This window comes from Chryseobacterium endalhagicum (genome assembly GCF_016745235.1).
Lineage (GTDB): Bacteria > Bacteroidota > Bacteroidia > Flavobacteriales > Weeksellaceae > Chryseobacterium > Chryseobacterium endalhagicum.
The window spans coordinates 1,696,380-1,709,159 of sequence record NZ_JAELVM010000001.1 but is presented as its reverse complement, the minus strand read 5'-3'; the positions used below and the strand labels follow the sequence as shown (position 1 = coordinate 1,709,159).

Below are 12,780 nucleotides of genomic sequence, written 5' to 3'. Positions count from 1 at the left end.
CTTCTTAAATGGTTTCCAGATAAATCTTCTGAAGCTCGTCCGCGGTAACAGATTTTGCTTCAAGGGTGTGTACAAGGCTTCCTTCTTTCATAATGCCGATCCGGGTGCCTACATTCACCGCATTGAAAATATCATGGGTAGCCATCATAATGGTTTTTCCCTGTGCAGCAAGTTCCTTACAGATCCTTGTGAATTCTGCAGTGGCCTTCGGATCAAGTCCGGAAGTAGGTTCATCCATTAAAATCAGATCTGCATTTTTAGCGACCGCGATGGCAATGGCTACCTTCTGACGCATCCCTTTTGAATAGGCAGACAGCTTTTTATGATGGGCCGCCTGCTGAAGACTTGTATTCTCCAGAAACTTTCCCAGCTCGTCTTTAGTGTAACGGAACCCAGCCATCTGACTGAAAAAATCCAGGTTTTCAATTCCTGTAAGATTAGGGTAAAGCTGTACCACTTCCGGAATGTAGGCAATAAACTTTTTAGTAGTTTCCCCATTGATTTCTACGGGAACTCCATTGATAAGTGCCTTCCCTGAACTGGCTTCCAGAAACCCCAGAAAGATATTGATGGTTGTGGTTTTGCCGGCACCGTTTTGCCCCAGCAGACAGAAAATTTCTCCTTTCTGTACGGATATATTAAGACCGCTTAGCGCAGTGACATGATTGTACTGCTTACTAAGCTCAATAGCTTGTAATATTGACATTAAAAATGTATTATGTTGATTTAAATAGTGAAAAGAAGTTCAGCCCGCAGAGAGCAGGCATCAGATATTTAAAAATTATAATACAGCCGGAGGGCCTCTGTCCGCTAAAGAAAATAAGGAAAAGGAAAATAGAAATTCAGGAGAAGAGAAGATCTTTCCTGTAATTTTTGTTAATGAAAACGAAGCACTGTAAACCTTCCCGATCCCACCTTCACCCAAAAGCTTATGGTGGCAGACCGGACATTTTGTATCACACGAGGAAAAACCTTTTTTAAAGATCTTGCCATGCTCACCTTTTTCCTGCTGAAAAGTATTTCCTGCATTCTGGCTGTGAAGAAGATGGTGGTGAAGATATTCTGCCGGAGAAACCGCAAAGGCATAAACAGCAATGAATATTGCCGTCAGAAAATTTTTAAAGTGCCTTGTGATTCTCAACAGATCGATTTATGGATTGTACCTGAATCTGCGAAATTAAAAAATATTTATGTAACGGAAGGTCTTACCGAGGCTAATTTTAAAATTTTCTTATGGATCCTTATCTTTATTTTACTTTTTTAAGAAAGCTCTGTTAATCTTTTAATTATTAAACACAAGGAAAAACAAAGAATTGATTTTAATTCTTTAAACTAAGATAAACAAAGGCGTTTCACTTAATTTCGAAATACAAAGGTTAAAATATCTATCGTATTTCGATAATATTTTTCATAGAACAAAATCATATTTCAAATAAATGCCGGCAGACTAGGCAAGTATATTTTATAAAGTACATTATTCAGTTAAAATTTAACAGAATAATGAACTGTATCGATTAAATTCATGGAAACTGTACCCCTTTTGAACGCGATAATCTGCTAAATTTGATAAAAAAAGATTCATGAATATAATTTCAAAATTTACAGTAGGTTCCGAAGGAGGTATTTCTGATCTTATAACCATTATCGACGCTTCTGCTTATAGTCTCCACCAAGGGTTAGTTCCCGAAGAAAACATCAAAAAACATATAGAAAACGATATTGATCCCAGAAAAATGATCAATGATCTGAACGATCTTTCCAACCAGATGATCATCACCTATGCCGATGAACAGCCAGCTGGGTACAGCATGATCAAGAGTGGAACCAGCCATCCTTCCCTGCCTGAAGGAAAAAAAGCAACAGAAATCAGCTTTGTGATACTTCCTGAATTTGATTCGGAGGACATCAGGCAGTCGCTTTGGAAAAAAAGCAGATCCGCAGCTAGTTTTACAGACATTATCTGGATCAATATGATGGCCCATGATCCACTTTTGGAATTTTTAAAAGGATTAGGGTTTAGTGTTGCTGCAGATGCTACGGCTGGACCTTTTCAGCTTCCGTCGCATATTCTGCAATTGGAGGTGGGTAAAGGCTAAGTTTTTTTTAACCACAAAAGGCACAAAAGATAAACACTTAAGTGATTTTGAAGTTTTAAAAAATATGTATAAAATAGAACACATAAGTTTTAAAAAATCAAAGATTTTATTTATCATGCTAAATATAAAAAAGAACCATTAAGATTTTTTTAAGTCTTTAAGAATATTAAGTTTGAGCTTCGCTTTAAGGCATGTATCTTAAAAAAATCTTTAGATTTTACCTTAATAATTCTTACTCTCTTCACTTCTCTTAATGTTTCAAAAAACTATACACAATCATCTGTGCAAATCCGCGTATATTTGTGGGCAATAAAAAAAACAACCACAAAAGGCACAAAAGTTTTTAATGCTTTAGTTATATGAAGTTATAATGCATACAATAAAGAAGTACACTTAAGTTTTTTGAAATACTTCAACTTTTTTAAACCATTAAGATTCGTTAAGTTTTTAAGGAAAGTTAAGATGAAATCATATGATTTCTTAAGCATCAAGGCTTAAAATCAAGCGAAGCAGCCCTTAATCCATCTTAACAGTTTAATGAAACTTAATGGTTTAGATTATTAATCTTTTATTTTCTGGTGAACTTATTATTTTCAGGATGTTCAACTTTTTAGATTAAAGCATTAAAAACTTTTGTGCCTTTTGTGGTGAAATAAAACACACAGTTTCCGTATCTTTGATTTTTATAATTTTTATATCATGAGTGATCAGCTTGAAACTATTGAAGATTATTACAACCGTCTCAGAAAGAATCAGATGAAAATGTTTGATTCCGATGATTTTGAAACCGGAAAGTCGCATTTCAATATTTCGATGCGGAAATACTGCAGTTTTAAAAGTCCGTACAACCGCCGTGATTATTATAAAGTAAGTTTTATCCTGGGGAAAGGCACTTTTCAGTATGGCGCCCATAAGCTGTATGTAGACCGCCCTGCCCTGTTTTTCCCATCACCGCATATTCCGTATTCATGGGAATGTGACGGCGATCTTCAGGAAGGATATTTCTGCCTTTTCAATCAGGAGTTTTTTAATGGAAATACGGAATTCAATCTGTTTAAAAAGACTTCGATTTTCAAAGAATGGAGCAAACCGATTGTATTTCTAACGGATGAACAGGCTCAGCTGGCCAATCTTTATTTTGAGCAGATGTACAAACTGAATAATTCTGCCTATCCTTTCCGTTGCAGCAGCATCAAGAGCCATCTGGCTTCTGTTCTACACCTGGCTCTGGAGAACCGTGTAGATGATATTAATCCTAATGAACTTCCTGCCAACATCCGTCTGTACCGCTTATTTGACGAACTGCTCAACAAACAGTTTCCTCTGGATTCACCGGCATATCCACTGGCTTTGAAAACAGCTTCTGACTTTGCAGATCACCTCAATGTACATGTCAATCATCTGAATTCATCGGTAAAATCCGTTACGAATCTTACCACCACCCAGATCATTAAAGAAAGGATGTTTGAGGAATCTAAAAACCTGTTGAAATACACCAACTGGGATATTGCTGAAATTGGCTATACGCTTGGGTTTGATCAGCCTTCGCACTTTAATAATTTCTTTAAAAAACATGCTGAGGTTTCTCCGCTGAAATTTAAAAACGCATTTTAAATCTTTGATTTTTGTAATTTTTACTTTGTCTTTTAAAATTCATCTTAATAATTCCCGGCTTATTTTTGCATAGTAAAATAACGAATGAGTATGTTGTTGAAAGAAGCATCTGAAAAAAGAATCAGATTAATAACCATTATGGCCTTTGTGTCTATCCCGCTTTCGGGGTTTGTCACCGATATTTATTTACCCTCCTTTCCATCGATGGCCAAGGAAATGCAGGTCTCCGAAAAAGACATCCAGATCACCCTGACGTCTTATCTTCTCAGTTACGGAATCTCGCAGCTGTTTGTGGGAGGAATCCTGGACAGTATCGGCCGTTACCGTCCCAAGCTTATTGCCTTGTTCCTTCTGATCATCAGCAGTATTCTGATTACGATGACAGACAGTATTTTTCTGATCTGTCTGCTCCGTATTCTTCAGGGTGCGGCGGTTTCTATCCTGGTTGTAGCAACGCGGGCCATTTTTGTAGATTTATATGATTCTGAAAAGGTGAAGCATTATCTGAGCTATTTCACGATTGTATGGTCGTGCGGTCCTATTCTGGCACCGTTTCTGGGAGGTTATCTTGAAAAATTGTTTAACTGGCATGCCAATTTTCATTTCCTGGCTTTATATGCGGGAATTCTGTTCCTATTTGAATGGTTTTTCAGTGGTGAAAGCTTACCGGAGAAAAAGAAACTGAATCTTTCCGAAAACATCAGCCTGTACAAGATGATGCTGAAAAACAGGATCTTTATGCTCGGCATTATTATTCTGGGACTTAGCTATTCTATTGTGATGCTTTTCAATATCACAGGACCTTTTATCATTGAAAATACATTTCACTTTACTCCTGTTGTGATAGGATACTGTACATTGATTTTAGGATTTTCATGGATGATCGGCGGTTTTATCGGAAAGCGCAGACTGAAACTTGATTTTAAGGAAAGAATCCTGCAGCCTATTATTTTACAGCTGATCCTGATCGCCGGACTGATTGCCACCAGTTTCTACGCAGAAAGCCTGTTTATCATGGTTCCTTTTGCCTTTTTTATCCACATCTGCTCGGGAATCCTGTTTACGTCTTTCTTCACAACGAGTATGCTTTATTTCCCGAAAAATGCAGGAACAGCCGGTGGATTGATGGGCGGATTGGTGTATGTAATTACTTCTGTGACGAGTTTTATTATCTCCGTCAGTGGAAATGTGACGGAACAGCAGGGTCTTGCCTGGCGTTATCTGGCAATAGCGGTGATGCTTTTAGGAATTATCCTTTTTATGCATCAGGCCGTTAAAAAAGAAAAAGCAGAGAATTGATCTCTGCTTTTTTTGTTTGAGTATTTTTTTTGACCACAGATTTCGCGGATTTGCACAGATGAATGTGTATATTTTTTTGAAACATTAAGAGAAGTGAAGAGAGTAAGAATAGTTAAGGTAAAATCTAAAGATTTTTTTTAAAACTTATGTGTTCTGTTTTTATACATAATTTTTTAAACTTCAAAATCACCGAAGTGTTTGTCTTTTGGGACTTTTGTGGTTGAAATTTTATTGACCACAGAATACTCGGATTTGCACAGATGATTGCGTATAGTTTTTTTGAAACATTAAGAGAAGTGAAACTCAGACTTAATATTCTTAAAGACTTAAAAGAATCTTAATGGTTAAAAAAAATACAGTTCCTCAAGTTTATCTGTTTTGATCTTTCCAGGTTATTTTTTGTTATTCGCTCTCTTTCTTTCCCTTTAAAAATATATAAAGTTGCTACAATCCAATGATTGATGGTGCTAATCCGGCTATTGGTGTAATATATTTTAGCATCATTGTGATATGAAGTAATATTGCAGTGTCAAAAGAGAATTGTTGTAATTTTAATGGGAAGTAAAGAATTATTTACATGAAATTATCATTTACAACAAAAATTACACTTTAAATAAAGAGAGAATTAAAATGCTGGAATCAGTCAGAAAACAATGGAAACAAATATTAATCATCCTCATGTTGTATGCAGCATGGAATGTTGCGGTATTTCTGTTCCTTGTCAGACTGCAGGGATTTGAAGTGACCGTGAAACAGTTCGGACCTGGTAATAAACTTTATATCAACGCTGTTCATACGGTCATTAAGGGAACTTTTGTTTATTACATCATGATTTACCATTTCATGATCCCCCTGATCCGGAACAGAAAATGGAAAGTCATTGCTCTTCAGTGTATTCTGTTTTTTGCAGTGCTTACCGTTTACGAGTACATCTGGAATTTTTTCATTGTAAAACCGGATCCTTCGAGCAGTGATACCTCTCCTAAAATATTTTTTATCACTACCGCTGTGTTAGACGGTCTGATTATATTAATCTCCTATTTTGTCGCAACATTGATCACTTCCAATGAAATGAGGAAACATAAAGAGGAGCTGGAAAAAGAAAAACTCAGAGCAGAACTTGCGGCCATCAAGTATCAGATCAATCCGCATTTTCTGTTTAATTCCCTGAGTTTTATTTATACCAAAACCCTTAAAAGCAGTCCGGAAGCCGCGCATGCCGTCCATCTTCTGTCTGAAATCATGAGCTATGCCCTTGACGACTGGGGCGAACTGGGTACGGTTCCTTTGGCGGTAGAAACAGAACATATGAAAAAGGTGATTGAGATGAATCAGATCCGGTTCAGCCATAACCTTAAAATTAAATATTATGAAGATGTTCAGGCGAATGATGCTTTCGTTCCGGTCCTGGCATTCGTTACCCTTGTGGAAAATGCCTTTAAACATGGTGACCTCAACGATGAGAAAAACCAGGTATCCATTGAACTGATCGCCACAAAAAGTAAAATATGCTTTCTTGTGAGCAATAAAAAGAAAAGCGGTCCCAAAGAACCTTCCAAAGGTATCGGGCTGAATAATGTACAGCAGCGTCTTCAGCTGATGTACGGGATCAAACATTCTTTTACCATTAAAGAAGATGAAAACTATTATTTAAACGAAATCATCATTAATCTGTAAACTATGAACTGTATTGTTGTAGACGACGAAGCCCATGCTATAGAACTGCTGACGCTGCACATTGAGCAGACTCCTTTCCTGAAACTGGTAGGCACTGCGAGCAATCCTGCAGAAGCACTACAGCTGCTCAACAGCACGGAAGTCGATCTTGTTTTTCTGGACATCCAGATGCCGGGAATGTCAGGCATAGAACTCCTGCAGGTACTGAATGACCGATATAAAGTGATCCTGACCACCGCTTTCCGGGAATATGCATTGGACGGATTTGATCATCACGCCGTAGATTATCTGCTAAAACCTATTTTCTTTCCAAGGTTTCTTATGGCGGTACAGCGGGCACAGGAAGCGATTTCAGTTCCTAAAAAGGAAACAGAGGATTTTATTCTGGTCAAAACCGAGTATAAAGGAAAATTTGTAAAAATTAAGACCCACGATATCATCTATATTGAAGGAAAAGGAAAGTACGTCTGCTTCCATACAAAAGACGGTGAGCAGATCATGGCCCTTCTGAACATCGGGGGACTGGAAGAAAAGCTGCCGACAGAACGTTTTATACGCATTCATAAGTCTTTTATCATTGCTGTTCCTTTCATCATTATGATTCAGGGAAATACCGTACAGCTTGAATTTACAAAAAACCAGATTCCTGTAGGACAGACCTACCGCGATACTTTTATGGCGCAGATGATGGACAAAGTATTAACCAATAAAAGCAAAGATGAACCCGGACCTGTTGATCCTATCCGATAAATCCATTAAGAACTAATAACCAACAACATAAAAATCTAACAATTTAATTTACAATTCAAACAATGAAGAAATTATTCATCCAATCTATTGGAATTCTTGCACTTTCTGCCGCTACATCGTGTGCGCCTTCTTATTTCGGAAAGACGTATGCACCGACTCAGAATGTAGATGTGTATTTTGATGCAGCCGATGTAAAAAGACAGCACGAGGTAATGGGAACCACAGATGTGGGTCAGGGATTCAATTCTCTGAATGCGGTACAGCAGAAAGTCATCGAGCTGGGTAAGGCCCAGGGTGCAGACGGCGTAGTTATGAAACTTACAGAAGAAGTTACCGGAAGCCAGAAAAGTGATTTCGGGAACATGAAAAACGGCAGTAAGAACAGTACATACACCGGAGGATCCATCACCACCAACATGAAAACCAAAAAGGTACAGGCTACTTTCATCAAATATAAGTAAGCCTCCCAATCATCAGATTCCCCTCTGTTGATTTCCCTGTAGTTTTGCAGGAACCATTCATACATTTCTCATACTTTATCTTTTCAATATTGTTACCGATGCCGATGCAGACGGACAGATAAAATTATGCCTGAAAAGTTTAGAATGAGACATTCATATCATTTAAAATAGTCGTTTTATCCTTTTTTATCCAATTGTTTTTAACCCGGGGCTCAGGCTCCGGGTTTCTTTATATTTTGCTGATCAATGGCATAATATCGGTTTCCCGTTCTTATCATAGCAGCAGGTTTCATTGACAAAGCAGGGATGATAGGGATAAATTTGTTTGATAAATGACTTATCGACAGGTGACAGATCTGAATTCCATGGAGTTGAATATCCATCTAGTGTTAAAAAAGATGGAATTGAATAATGCATAATGGACTTGGGATCATAGTTGCTATAATTGGTTGTATTCACAGAATATCTGTAAAATATATTATTGTCCACCATTTCTTTGCTCCAGGGAGGAGATTGGGTATTTTTGTAATATTCGTATACTTTTTCTTTGTTCCAGGGAATATTGGCTCCGGGATGCTGATGCTCATGAATAAACCCCAAAGCATGCCCGAACTCATGCAAAACCACCTGCTTAATGGATTCTTCACTTTCATTCTCATTAATCCATCCAAAAAACATGGTGGGCTTATCCTGAGGTATACTTTTACAGTCGATGCCGATATAAGATGAAGAACCTCCTTCACGAAAAAGAATCCTGATATCCGCTACATTCCCGCTGGTTGTTACATCGTAAGGGATAAACCGGAAATTGATTTTATTCTTTTCATGAAATTTATATTCAACCCCGCTTGCTGAAGCCTGAGTCCACAATTTAGCATATTCCCGGACCTTATTTTTCTGAAATTCTGTTCCGTTTAAAAATTTCACGGTGATCCGCAGTGGAAAATGAACCGAATGAGGCCATAAACTTTTCTTTACTACCGCACCTTTAGGCTGGATAGGTGACCATTGTAAATCATCCGAATAAAGCTCGGTACACAGTCTTGATTGATCTTCTGATTTCTTATCAGTACAGCTAATAATGGCGAAAAGAGCCAATGTAAAAATTAGAATTTTCATGATTTTAGTTTTTGGTTAATGATCAGTAAGAGATGCTTTCATTAACAAATCTAAGCTGTAACCAATGCTTTTTCAAGTACCCTTTTGGGTGATTTTATCATGGAAAATTCAGAACAAAAAAAAGCAGAACAGACTATTAGTCTGCTCTGCATCAGAATTTATGGAATATGGAATAATAAAATATAATAATTTACGCCAAAGCCAAAGCAGATTCTTTCGCTGCTTCTACCATGGCAATCAGAGCTTTTTCTGTTTCATCCCAATGTCTTGTTTTCAATCCGCAGTCTGGGTTTACCCACAATTGTTCTGCCGGAATTACATTCTGCGCTTTGATCAGTAATTCGATCATTTCTTCTTTTGAAGGCACTCTCGGTGAGTGAATGTCGTATACACCGGGGCCAATCTCATTCGGATATTTGAAGTCTGCAAATGCATTTAAAAGTTCCATCTGAGACCGGGAACATTCTATGGTAATGACATCTGCATCCATATCTGCAATGTTTTTGATAATATCATTAAATTCAGAATAGCACATGTGCGTATGAATCTGGGTAGCATCTTCCACTCCACTTGATGAAATCCTGAAAGCTTCTACAGCCCATTTCAGGTAATTCTGCCACTCGGATTTTCTTAACGGAAGTCCTTCACGGATCGCAGGTTCATCAATCTGAATAATTCTGATTCCCGCTTTTTCAAGATCCACCACCTCATCACGGATCGCCAGAGCAATCTGCTTACACGTTTCCGAACGCGGCTGATCATCCCGTACAAAAGACCACTGCAGAATCGTAACCGGACCCGTCAACATTCCTTTCACCCACTTTTCCGTCTGTGACTGGGCGTATTGCGACCAGTAAACCGTCATTGGATCCGGGCGGGAAACGTCACCAAAGATCACCGGAGGTTTTACACAGCGGCTTCCATAGCTCTGGACCCAGCCATTTTTAGTGAATGTAAATCCTTTCAGCTGTTCCCCGAAATATTCAACCATATCATTGCGTTCAAATTCTCCGTGAACCAGAACGTCAATGCCTATTTCTTCCTGCCAACGGATCGTTCTCTGAGTTTCTTCTTTCAGCAAAGTATCATATTGCTCTGCGGTTAAGTCCCCTTTTTTGAATTTTGCTCTCCAGCTTCTCACTTCCGCAGTCTGAGGAAATGATCCGATGGTTGTAGTTGGAAACAAGGGAAGCTGTAGAACTTTCTGCTGCTCTTCCTTCCTGATTTTGAAAGGACTTTTCCGCTGTGCATCTTCTTCGGTTACGGTATTTGCTATTTGCTTTACTGCATCATTATGAATCAGTGAAGAGGTTTTCCGGTCTGCGATTGCTTTTTTATTGTCTTCAAAATCAGCAAGGATCTTTTCATCAGCGGTTCCGGATGCCAGTTCTTTAAGCGTTACGACTTCCTTTACTTTCTGTTTGGCAAAAGCCAGCCAGTTTTTAATTTCAGCATTAAGATTCGTTTCAAAATCCAGATCGCACGGCGAGTGAAGCAATGAAGAAGACGGTGCAATGAAAATACTTTCTGACCCCAGCTTTTCAACCGCTTTTGTAATGAAAGACAATGATTTTTCATAGTTATTTTTCCAGATGTTTCTTCCGTCTACAACGCCTAATGACAAACTTAGGTTTTCAGGAACCGACTGAAGCACATCATCCAGCTGTTCCGGATTTCTCACTAAATCAATATGCAGAACATTCACAGGAAGGGAAACCGCAAGAGATACATTATCCTTTAATCCGTCAAAATAGGTCGCTACAATGAATTTCAGCTTCGGAAACTGCTTTCTGATCTTCTCATACACCCACTGGTATTTTTCTTTTGCTTTTCCGCTTAAATCCAATGCCAGAAACGGTTCATCAAACTGAATCCATTCTGCACCCTGCTCCTGAAGCCTGGCCAGAATCTCAATATAAACCGGAAGCAGATTTTCCGCCAGGTCCAGCTTATCAAACCCATCCTCTTTTTCTTTTCCCAAAAGAAGATAAGAAACAAGGCCTATAATCACAGGTTTTGCGTTGATTCCAGCCTGTTTTGCTCCGGAAAATTCATTGAATATTTTATTTGAATTCAGTTTAAACTGCTGGTTTTTATAAAATTCGGGAACTATATAATGGTAATTCGTATCAAACCATTTTGTCATTTCCATCGCTGTGATATCCAGTCCTTCTTTCTGATAGCCTCTCGCCATCGCGAAATACAGATCCAGTTCGGAACTGTTATTTTTAAGGGCCACCTCATGATAACGGGTTGGAATGGCACCTACAATCAGGCTCATGTCCAGAACCTGGTCATAATACGAAAAATCATTACAGGGAATCAGGTCTATTCCTGCTTCTTTCTGAATCGTCCAGTTTTGGCTGCAGATGTTTCTTCCTGCTGTAAGAAGTTCTTCCAAAACAATTTTGCCCGACCAATACTGCTCGCAGGCTTTTTTGAGTTCTCTTTTGCTACCAATCCGCGGATAGCCCAGAATGTGAGTTTGCATTTTTTTCACTTTTAAATTAAACTTAATTGAAAAGCTCTTTGAATGCTTCGTAATGCCTGAACGGAGAAAATTTGGAAAAACCATGACAGATCCGGACAGCCGCATTCCTATTATGAAAGCAGACCGCAGAACTATCATCTTAATGACCAAAGGCTTCATACCGCGAAAGCATTGTCAATTCAGTAAAGGCAGGTCTCCTGACTTGTAACGGTTTCTGTCATCCTTCCCGCTTTCGCAGTGGATATAACAGGACAAAAACCTTTGGCGTGTTACTTACAGTTGCGCGACAGCTCGTGATTCTCACACGATTCCCTATTAATCTACCTTAAGTAAAACCTTTCCTGTTTGATGAAGTATATAAAGAACAATAGTAAAAATAAAGCTGTATCCTTTACAGTTTTAAATTTTGAGTAAAATTAATCATACAGAATATTAAAACAATCATTTATCATTAATTAAGCAAATTGAACTTTAATTTAAATAATAAAAAGAATATAATTCTGTACATTTGACTGATTTAAATCTGCTAAAGAATAATATTCTATGGACCATCTCGATGATAAGGACATTCAGCTGCTGAGGCTGTTACAAAAAAATGCAAAACTGACCGTAAAAGAGCTCGCAAAAGAAATCAACCTCTCGCCTTCTCCCGCTTTTGAAAGGATAAAACGTCTGGAGCAGGATGGTTATGTGAAACGGTACTCTGCCGTTCTGGATGCCGAAAAACTGAACCGTGGGTTTACCGTGTTCTGCCAGATCAAATTAAAGATCCACGACCGGTCGGTGGGTTACGATTTTGTGAAGGAAATCCTGGAGATAGAAGAAGTGGCGGAATGCTACAATATTTCCGGGGATTTTGATTTCCTTTTAAAAGTTCAGGTCCGGGATATGAAGCACTATCAGGATTTTGTCTTCAATAAGCTGGGTTCTGTAGATTCCATCGGGAGTACGCACAGCACGTTTGTTATGGCTGAGGTGAAAAACAATCATGGGCTGACGATTTAAAGCAGTAAAAGTTTTATATACTTCTTCCTGATTATTTTCAATATAACATTCTATCAATTCCTTTTTTACTGTTTCCCGAACAGCTGTTTTCACAATTTAAAATAATTCTAAATTAAGTGAAAATAAAACGCTTTTAAACCCTCTGTTTAAAGGATTTTCCAATAAAAATAAATAAAAATTACGTAGAAATACTGAACAGCATGTACCCCATTGTTTCTAATTTTGAGTAAACAAAAACTGATAACAATGGATCGCTTAACAAACAATT

The 12,780-nt window shown here is 38.1% G+C and carries 11 protein-coding genes and 1 riboswitch; of the genes, 7 read left to right on the top strand and 4 right to left on the bottom strand.

Annotated features, from left to right (window positions below; genetic code table 11):
* Positions 1-4 precede the first annotated feature (4 nt).
* Positions 5-706, bottom strand: coding sequence for an ABC transporter ATP-binding protein (locus JET18_RS07450; protein ID WP_202089985.1), 702 nt, complete (start codon positions 704-706; stop codon positions 5-7).
* A gap of 75 nt (positions 707-781) precedes the next feature.
* Complete coding sequence (locus JET18_RS07445; RefSeq protein WP_202089984.1) at positions 782-1,141, bottom strand: hypothetical protein; 360 nt, start codon at positions 1,139-1,141, stop codon at positions 782-784.
* Between the two features lie 439 nt (positions 1,142-1,580).
* Here JET18_RS07445 and JET18_RS07440 point away from each other — a divergent pair, with 439 nt between their 5' ends.
* The 6 genes from JET18_RS07440 (at position 1,581) to JET18_RS07415 (ending at position 7,897) form a co-directional block, all read left to right on the top strand.
* Positions 1,581-2,096: a hypothetical protein gene (locus JET18_RS07440; protein ID WP_202089983.1), complete on the top strand. Its 516-nt coding sequence runs from the start codon at positions 1,581-1,583 to the stop codon at positions 2,094-2,096.
* A 699-nt stretch (positions 2,097-2,795) separates the two neighbouring features.
* The gene (locus JET18_RS07435) at positions 2,796-3,710 is read left to right on the top strand and encodes a helix-turn-helix domain-containing protein (RefSeq protein ID WP_202089982.1); all 915 of its coding nucleotides are present in this window, start codon (positions 2,796-2,798) and stop codon (positions 3,708-3,710) included.
* A gap of 93 nt (positions 3,711-3,803) precedes the next feature.
* A complete protein-coding gene (locus JET18_RS07430; RefSeq protein WP_202090740.1) occupies positions 3,804-5,009 on the top strand; it encodes an MFS transporter in 1,206 nt (401 codons plus the stop codon).
* 630 nt (positions 5,010-5,639) lie between these two features.
* Positions 5,640-6,686, top strand: coding sequence for a sensor histidine kinase (locus JET18_RS07425; protein WP_202089981.1), 1,047 nt, complete (start codon positions 5,640-5,642; stop codon positions 6,684-6,686).
* Positions 6,687-6,689: 3 nt separating this feature from the next.
* Positions 6,690-7,436 carry a LytR/AlgR family response regulator transcription factor gene (locus tag JET18_RS07420; protein ID WP_202089980.1) on the top strand — a complete coding sequence of 249 codons (747 nt, stop codon included), beginning with the start codon at positions 6,690-6,692 and terminating at the stop codon, positions 7,434-7,436.
* A 62-nt stretch (positions 7,437-7,498) separates the two neighbouring features.
* Entirely contained in the window at positions 7,499-7,897 is a 399-nt protein-coding gene (locus JET18_RS07415) for a hypothetical protein (RefSeq protein WP_202089979.1), read from the top strand.
* Positions 7,898-8,140: 243 nt separating this feature from the next.
* Here the strand turns inward: JET18_RS07415 and JET18_RS07410 are convergent, their stop codons facing one another.
* Positions 8,141-9,016, bottom strand: coding sequence for a zinc metalloprotease (locus JET18_RS07410; protein ID WP_202089978.1), 876 nt, complete (start codon positions 9,014-9,016; stop codon positions 8,141-8,143).
* A gap of 190 nt (positions 9,017-9,206) precedes the next feature.
* A complete protein-coding gene (metE, locus tag JET18_RS07405; protein ID WP_202089977.1) occupies positions 9,207-11,507 on the bottom strand; it encodes a 5-methyltetrahydropteroyltriglutamate--homocysteine S-methyltransferase in 2,301 nt (766 codons plus the stop codon).
* A 170-nt stretch (positions 11,508-11,677) separates the two neighbouring features.
* Positions 11,678-11,862, bottom strand: a riboswitch (cobalamin riboswitch).
* A 188-nt stretch (positions 11,863-12,050) separates the two neighbouring features.
* Here metE and JET18_RS07400 point away from each other — a divergent pair.
* On the top strand, positions 12,051-12,512 hold the full coding sequence (locus tag JET18_RS07400) for an Lrp/AsnC family transcriptional regulator (protein WP_080779548.1): 462 nt from the start codon (positions 12,051-12,053) through the stop codon (positions 12,510-12,512).
* Positions 12,513-12,780: the final 268 nt, after the last annotated feature.